Source organism: Mesorhizobium sp. M4B.F.Ca.ET.143.01.1.1 (genome assembly GCF_004792275.1).
Classification (GTDB): domain Bacteria; phylum Pseudomonadota; class Alphaproteobacteria; order Rhizobiales; family Rhizobiaceae; genus Mesorhizobium; species Mesorhizobium abyssinicae.
In genome coordinates this window covers 1-367 of record NZ_SRSR01000155.1, presented here as the reverse complement: position 1 = coordinate 367, position 367 = coordinate 1, and the positions used below count along the sequence as shown (strand labels likewise).

The following is a 367-nucleotide window of genomic DNA, read 5'->3' as shown; positions in this document are numbered from 1 at the left end:
GGAACTCGGTCCAGATCGGCTCGGCCTCGGAGGTGCCGACCTCCATGCCCAGCACCTCGCGGCGGCCGTCCGCGTTGACGCCGACGGCGATGATGACGGCGACCGAGACGATGCGGCCACCGCGGCGCACCTTCAGGTAGGTGGCGTCGATCCACAGGTATGGCCAATCGCCCTCGATCGGCCGCTCGAGAAAGGCCTTCACCTTGCCGTCGATCTCCTCGCAGAGCCGGCTCACCTGGCTTTTGGAGACGCCGCTCGCGCCCATCGCCTTGACCAGGTCGTCGACCGAGCGCGTCGAGATGCCCTGCACGTAGGCCTCCTGGATGACCGAGGTGAGCGCCTTCACGGCCCTCCGTCGCGGCTACCA

At 68.4% G+C, this 367-nt stretch carries 1 pseudogene; it reads right to left on the bottom strand.

The annotated features are described in order from the left end of the window. Positions 1-361, bottom strand: a pseudogene (locus tag EN786_RS36410) (transposase); the annotation flags it as partial. Between the last annotated feature and the right edge of the window lie 6 nt (positions 362-367).